Origin of the sequence: Corallococcus llansteffanensis (genome assembly GCF_003612055.1) — a bacterium.
Taxonomy (GTDB): domain Bacteria; phylum Myxococcota; class Myxococcia; order Myxococcales; family Myxococcaceae; genus Corallococcus; species Corallococcus llansteffanensis.
In genome coordinates this window covers 1-6,262 of record NZ_RAWB01000577.1, presented here as the reverse complement: position 1 = coordinate 6,262, position 6,262 = coordinate 1, and the positions used below count along the sequence as shown (strand labels likewise).

The following is a 6,262-nucleotide window of genomic DNA, read 5'->3' as shown; positions in this document are numbered from 1 at the left end:
CTTCTAGGCTTGAAACACGGGGTCCTTCGCGGGCCCGGTACGTGAGGACCCGCCCTTGAAGCCCACCCTGCCCCTGCTGTGCGCCCTGCTGCTGTTGCCCGCCGTCGCCGTGGCGGACCAGAAGGTCACCGTGCCGTTGGACGTGGGGGTGGGCCCGGCGGCGTTCCTGTTCTTCGGGCCCGTCTTCGACGATCAGCCCATCCACACCGGGCTGAAGCTGTCGGTGGACGCGGTGCTGGACAAGGAGTGGCTGCGCAAGAACCAGCGCGTCATCCCGAACCGCTACCGCAAGCAGGCGCGGAAGGTGGAGGAGATCCGCATCTCGCCGTCCATCTTCATCCCGGACTCGTTCATCATCTCGCCCAAGTACCGCGACACGGGGATGTACGGCGTGACGTTCAAGCCGCTGGCCCTGGGGCTGCCGCTGTCGTCCAGCCCGGTGCGCTTCACGGTGGGCGCGGGGCTGGTGTTGACGTACGCGTACATGTTCTCCGACACGCTGCCGGACACGCACTTCCTGCGGCCCGGCGTGGACGTGGGCGCGGACCTGGAGTTCCAGTTGTCGAAGAGCTTCCTCGTCAGCGTGGGCTGGGAGTCCACCTTCTACGTGCCGCAGGAGCTGGGGGGCCTGGGGCTGCCGGACTCGGTGGGGGACGGCATCTTCCACGTGGGGCAGGCGTACCTGCAGTTCCACTTCCGGTTCCCGTACACCACGCGGATGTAGCGCTCGCGCCGGGAGGGGGCTCGCGTCTAGCCTGCCGCGCACCATGACCCTCGTCCTCGCCACCGACGCGCAGAAGGCGCAGCGTGACACCGTCACCCATGCCGCGTGGGGTTCGCCCCTCGGCGTGGCGCAGTACCAGGAGCGCGAGGCGCGGCTGCGCGCGCACCCCTGGAGCCGCGAGGGCATGAACACGTGGCTGTGGCTCGCGGACGACGGCACGGTGCTGGCCTCGTGCGAGACCTTCCACACCGACAGCTTCCTGCGCGGCGCGGATGGGACGTACGCGCAGGGGGACAGTTACGCCATCGCCAGCGTCTTCACCGAGGACCACCTGCGCGGCCGGGGCCATGCGACGCGGCTGATGGACAGTGTCGCCGCGGAGCTGGAGCGCGTGGCACCGCGCCCGCATTCCGTCGTCCTCTTCTCCGACGTCGGGGCGCCGCTGTATCGCCGCTCGGGGTACGAGGAGGTGCCCGCGTGGGACTGGCACCTGAGCGCTTCGGAGGCGCCGGGGGGACGCCCGGTGGACAGCGGGCTCCAGGAGGCGGATGTGGCTGCGGCGCTCGCGCGGATGCAGAGGCCTCGGGCGCCCTTCTATCTCTGGCCCAGCGCCTCGCAGGTGGACTGGCAACTGGAGCGGGAGCGTGTCTACGCGGAGCTGCTGGCGCGGCCGAGGCCCCAGACGTGCGGCGCGGTGGTGGGCGACTCCACCGCGCTGTGGTCCATGGTGGCCCGCTACGGCGACCTGGTGGTGCTGATGCTGGATGCGCGTAACGCGGCGGATGCGGAGGCGCTGCTCACGGAGGCGCGTCGCGTGGCGCACCGGGCGGGCCTCCAGCGCGTGGTGTGGTGGGAGGAGTCCGCGACGGCGCCGCTGCTCGCGAGCGTGCCCGGCGCGGTGCGCGTGCAGCGGGACGGTTCGCTGCCCATGCTGCGGCCCCTGCGCGCGGGAGTGCCTCCCGCGCCCGAAGTCCCCTTCCCTCGCGCCCTCTGGGTGTGAGGCGTGCGTCAGGCGACCAGTGTGGAGAGGCCCTGGAACAGGGTCCGGGCCTGGTCGCGCGAGGGCATCCCCGCCTCGCGGATGAGCTGCTCCGGCAGCCGCTGGCCTTCCACTTCCTCGCCCAGCATCCGCAGCGCGTCCTGACGCGCCTGGAGCAACCGCTCCCGCTGCGCGGGCGTCAGCTGCTCCTGGGCCCATGCCTCCACGGCCCACGCCAGCTCCGCGTGGCGCACCTCGTCCCGGGCGATGGTGCGCAGCGTGCCGCGCACCTCCGGGTCCTGCGCGGTGCGTGACTGCCAGCCCGCCACGAAGGCGCCGAAGGTCTCCCGCACGCAGCCCTCGACGGCGTTCTCCAGGAGCATCTCCTCCAGCGATCGGGATTCGAAGGGCGGCAGGTCCACGTCGGGCATGGTCGCGCCGTGACGACGGGCGAGCGCCTGCATCGCGCGGGTGTGGCGGACCTCGTCCCCCGCCGAGCGACGCGCTGCCCTCACCAGCGACTCCGGCGCGCCGTGCGCCTTGAGCTCGTCCGCGAGCCGCAGGAAGGCCGGGACCGATGCGGCTTCCAGCCAGGCCGCGTGCGCGAAGAGCGCACCGAGTGCGTCCCCGGACCGCGACGCGAGGGCTTCCCTCAATCCCTCCGGCCTACGTCCATCATTCATGCAGGTCATGTAGCTGCAGGTGACGTCCGCCCGTCCAGGGGTCTCGGACTTGCGCGCCGTGCAGCTGAGGAGCGGGATGGGGTCGGGCTGCTCGGGGCATCCGCCGCAGGAGGGCTGCGCCGGAGCGGTGCCATCCGGATTGAGGGGAACGGTTCCGCCACTCAGGGTGGTGCTGCCGAATCCGCAGCCCTCGTCGTTTCCGCAGGCCAACCCCACGGGCAGCAGCGGAGCGGCCAGCAACAGGCCATAGAGGGTACGGCGCAACAACCGATGCTTCGGAATCACATCCAGCGTCTGACGCGACATGGAATCCCCCTCGCGGTTCCACTCAGGAAACCGGCTCGGGTCCCCTACCGCCGGCCCGGCGGGGACTTGAGGGCCATGACCCTACCCCAGACGTGTCAGGGGGCGACAGGTCCCCTAGGATGCATCCCATGGCCGAACGAAGGCGCATCATCGAGGGCTCGTGGAACTGCACGTCCTGTGGCGCCAGGAACATCCCGGCCCGTCACAAGAACTGCCCCTCGTGCAACAACCCGCGGGAGCTCACCGGCAAGGAGTCGGAGTTCGACTTCGGTGACGTGGATGCCTCCGGCAAGTCCACGCGTGAGGGCGTCACCGATGAGCAGGCCCTGGACCTGGCCGGCGCGGGCGAGGACTGGTTCTGCGCCTACTGCGGCGCGTCCAACCGGGGGGACGCCAAGGCGTGCCGGCAGTGCGCCGCCGAGCGGGGCTCGGACGCGAAGGCCGCGCCCGTCGCGGACCTGTCCCCGAAGCCGCCGCCGGCCCCGCCCCCCAAGCCCCGACGGCTGAGCAAGGTGTGGCTCATCGTGCTGGGCGTCCTGGGCTCGTGCTGCTTCGGCACCTGCGCGGTGGGCTACTGGGGAAACCTCGCGCATGACTTCCAGGGCGAGGTGGTGGCCACGAGTTGGCGGCGCGCGGTGGTGCAGGAGCGCTTCCTGCCGGAGACGCGCACGGGCTGGCGCGACCAGCTGAGCACCACCGCTCCCCGCATGCCGGTGAACGGCGCGGGCGAAGTGCCGGGCGTGACGAACATCCGCGACTGCGTGTCCCGACAGCGCGGCACGCGCCGGGTGGCGGATGGCACCGAGCGCGTGTGCCGGACAAAGTCGCGCAAGGTGGCGTGTGGCACCGAGGAGAAGTGCACCCGCCGCGACAAGGGCAACGGCTTCGCCGAGGAGGTCTGTCACGACGTGACGAAGTACTGCAGCGAGTCCTACGAGGACTGCCAGACGGAGACGCGCTACCGCAACGAGCCCGTCTACGCGCAGCAGTGCGCCTACGACACGTATGCCTGGAAGCAGGTGGATCAGCGGGAGCTGAAGGGCACGGAGGATCCGCCGCGCTGGCCGGAGCTGGCCGCCGGAGCGAACGAGCGGGTGCGGCGCGAGGAGTCCTATCGCGTGAGCGTGCGCTATGACGACGACGGCGTGAAGGAACACGTGCTGGAGCCCACGCGCGAGGACGAGTTCCTCGGGTGGAAGAAGGGCCAGGGCGTCACGCTCACCGTGACGAACCTGGGCAAGGTCGAGAAGGCCGTCCGCCGCTGAGGCAGTGAGGCAGTTCGAGGGAGTTCCATGGAGTGCACCTGCTGTGGCGCCTGCTGCGTGGCGCCGGACATCGCCGCGCTGGACAAGCCCCTGGGGTTGAGGTGCCCGCACCTGGGCGCGGACAACCTCTGCACCGTCTACGAGCGCAGGCCCCAGGTGTGCCGGGACTACGCGGCGGACGATGTGTGCCGGCGCATCGAGGCCCCCACGCTGGAGGAGCGCGTGCACAACTACCTGGCCCTGTTCCAGCTCACCGGCGAAGCGGAGGCCGTGCGGACCTCCGGCTGCGCGTCCATGCGGACGGCGCGGGCGGTGGCGGCCCTGTCGTCTCGCACGCGGGTGCCCGGAGGCGTCGCTTGAAGTTCCAGCCCACCGAGCCCTTCGTGCCCGCGCCGGGGATCCGCGGCGCGCATGCGCAGACCATCTACGCCTCGCTCGCGCGGCCCACCCGCGTGCCGCCCCTGCGCCGGGAGCGACGCGAATTGCCGGACGGCGACTTCGTCGACCTGGACAGCTTCGACGGGCCCCCGGGCGCGCCTCACGTGGTGGTGCTGCACGGGCTGGAGGGCTCGTCCCAGGCGGGCTACGTCACGGAGGTACTGCGGGGCGCGGCGAAGCGCGGCTGGGGCGCCACCGCGATCAACTTCCGCTCGTGCAGCGGGGAGCCGAACCGGCTCGCGCGGGCGTACCACTCCGGGGACACGCACGACACGCGGCTCGTCATGGCGGACGTGCGGGCGCGCGTCACCGGCCCGATGCTCGCGGTGGGGTTTTCACTGGGCGCCAACGTGCTGTGCCGGCTCCTGGAGGAGACGGGCGACGCGGCGCCGGTGACCGCCGCGGCGTCCATCAGCGCGCCGTATGATCTGGCGGCGTGCTGCCGGAAGCTGGATGCCGGTGGCGGCTTCCTCTGGCTCTACCGCATGCGCTTCCTGCGCACGCTCAAGAGCAAGTCCCGGGAGAAGCTCGCGCGCTTCCCGGGCGCGTTCGATGGGAAGGCCATGGAGGCGGCGCGCACGATCTTCGGCTTCGACGACGTGGTGACCGGGCCGCTGCATGGCTTCGAGGGCGCGGATCACTACTACCGGGAGGCGTCCTCGGGTCCGCGACTGGGAGACATCCGCCGGCCCACGCTGCTGCTCAGCGCCGCGGATGATCCAATGCTGGAGACGCCGGTGATTCCGGCCGCGGCCCGGGACAACCCGTTCCTCAGCGTGGTGCTGACCGAGCACGGCGGACACGTGGGCTTCGTCTCGGGGCGCCTGCACCGCCCCTGCTTCTGGGCGGAGGACCAGGCGCTGAGGTTCTTCGAGCAGGTCCTCGCGGAGCGTCCGGCGGCGGTGTAGCGCCTGCTCGGACGCTGGAGATCAGCCGAAGAAGAGGGCGAAGCCGAGCTTCGCGGAGGGCTGCAGGGTGCGCATCATCCACGACTGCGTCTCCACGGGAGACAGCGAGTCGCGGAAGGGCTCATCGAGTTTCTGGAGGCTGGGAACCGCCATCTCCATCAGGCTCATGCCGCCGCGCACGAAGAAGCTGAGGCGCCGCGTGGCATTGAACTCCAGGCCCAGGTGCGCGCTGGCGTACGAGTAGCCCACGCGCTCCATGGAGGAGGCGGGCAGCTGCGTCCGGTCCGCGAGTCGCCGGTTCAAGGTCTTGGTGCTCGCGGCCTGCGCATGGCCGAGCTCCAGTGAGAGCGACGGCGAGAACTTTCCGTTCAGCGGCAGGAGCGTGAGCCCCGCGCGAGCGGCACCGCGCAACCCGTTGTGCGCGCCACCGATGTGCAGCCGCAGGTGCGGCGAAGGCCGGAAGACACCGGAGAGTCCCGCGCCTTCAGGCATGCCCGCGTCGAGCATCAGACCGAAAGGCGCCAACTTCTCCGGATCATTCATGCGACGCCGGACTTCCTGTGTCTGGGCAATGGCCGTGTGCGCCGACAAGACGACCAACGCCGCGGTGAAGATGGACACCGCTCCCATGAGGCTTCTCCCCCGTTACAGACATCGCGGCCATGCGCGATGAGAATTGCGAGGCGTGCCGGCTCCCGAGAGCGACCCATCCGCAGGACCCGGCTTCTCTTCGTTCCCCCAACCACGACTCACTGCTGCCACTGCTCCACGTCGTGTACCGGCGGTCGCGCTCCCGTCATCTGCCGTCAGGATGGATCACGACTGCCACCGCACCGACATGCCCTGCGTGCGTCACTGCCTTTCACTCCCGCCCGGCGTGCTGCGACTTCCTTGCCGAACTCCCCCAAGCTGCGCACTGCCCCGTCCCGTCGCCCAGCCCCGTGTTGCGTGATGCGTCC

General features: G+C 70.8%; 7 protein-coding genes. 5 read left to right on the top strand and 2 right to left on the bottom strand.

Annotated elements, in window-relative coordinates; genetic code table 11:
- Window positions 1–55: 55 nt before the first annotated feature.
- Complete coding sequence (locus tag D7V93_RS35530) at window positions 56–724, top strand: hypothetical protein (RefSeq protein WP_208723262.1); 669 nt, start codon at window positions 56–58, stop codon at window positions 722–724.
- A 43-nt stretch (window positions 725–767) separates the two neighbouring features.
- Window positions 768–1,724: a GNAT family N-acetyltransferase gene (locus D7V93_RS35525; protein WP_120647582.1), complete on the top strand. Its 957-nt coding sequence runs from the start codon at window positions 768–770 to the stop codon at window positions 1,722–1,724.
- Between the two features lie 8 nt (window positions 1,725–1,732).
- Here the strand turns inward: D7V93_RS35525 and D7V93_RS35520 are convergent, their stop codons facing one another.
- The gene (locus D7V93_RS35520) at window positions 1,733–2,692 is read right to left on the bottom strand and encodes a ferritin-like domain-containing protein (RefSeq protein ID WP_147451511.1); all 960 of its coding nucleotides are present in this window, start codon (window positions 2,690–2,692) and stop codon (window positions 1,733–1,735) included.
- Window positions 2,693–2,820: 128 nt separating this feature from the next.
- Between D7V93_RS35520 and D7V93_RS35515 the strand changes: the two genes are divergently transcribed.
- From D7V93_RS35515 to D7V93_RS35505, 3 genes are read left to right on the top strand one after another with little or no spacing between them, the layout of a single operon-like run.
- Window positions 2,821–3,957 carry a hypothetical protein gene (locus tag D7V93_RS35515; protein WP_120647580.1) on the top strand — a complete coding sequence of 379 codons (1,137 nt, stop codon included), beginning with the start codon at window positions 2,821–2,823 and terminating at the stop codon, window positions 3,955–3,957.
- Window positions 3,958–3,984: 27 nt separating this feature from the next.
- The gene (locus tag D7V93_RS35510; RefSeq protein WP_120647579.1) at window positions 3,985–4,317 is read left to right on the top strand and encodes a YkgJ family cysteine cluster protein; all 333 of its coding nucleotides are present in this window, start codon (window positions 3,985–3,987) and stop codon (window positions 4,315–4,317) included.
- Window positions 4,314–5,303, top strand: coding sequence for a hydrolase (locus D7V93_RS35505; RefSeq protein WP_120647578.1), 990 nt, complete (start codon window positions 4,314–4,316; stop codon window positions 5,301–5,303). The genes D7V93_RS35510 and D7V93_RS35505 overlap by 4 nt, the downstream gene beginning before the upstream one ends.
- A 21-nt stretch (window positions 5,304–5,324) precedes the next feature.
- On the opposite strand, the gene D7V93_RS35500 is transcribed toward D7V93_RS35505, so the two are convergent.
- Window positions 5,325–5,933, bottom strand: coding sequence for a hypothetical protein (locus tag D7V93_RS35500; RefSeq protein ID WP_120647577.1), 609 nt, complete (start codon window positions 5,931–5,933; stop codon window positions 5,325–5,327).
- Window positions 5,934–6,262: the final 329 nt, after the last annotated feature.

What these genes read in the sequence shown, in the direction of transcription:
- D7V93_RS35515 (WP_120647580.1), top strand. Translation starts at nt 2,821, where the DNA reads ATGGCCGAACGAAGGCGCATCATCGAGGGCTCGTGGAACTGCACGTCC.
- D7V93_RS35500 (WP_120647577.1), bottom strand. Translation starts at nt 5,933, where the DNA reads ATGGGAGCGGTGTCCATCTTCACCGCGGCGTTGGTCGTCTTGTCGGCG.
- D7V93_RS35525 (WP_120647582.1), top strand. Translation starts at nt 768, where the DNA reads ATGACCCTCGTCCTCGCCACCGACGCGCAGAAGGCGCAGCGTGACACC.
- D7V93_RS35510 (WP_120647579.1), top strand. Translation starts at nt 3,985, where the DNA reads ATGGAGTGCACCTGCTGTGGCGCCTGCTGCGTGGCGCCGGACATCGCC.
- D7V93_RS35520 (WP_147451511.1), bottom strand. Translation starts at nt 2,692, where the DNA reads ATGTCGCGTCAGACGCTGGATGTGATTCCGAAGCATCGGTTGTTGCGC.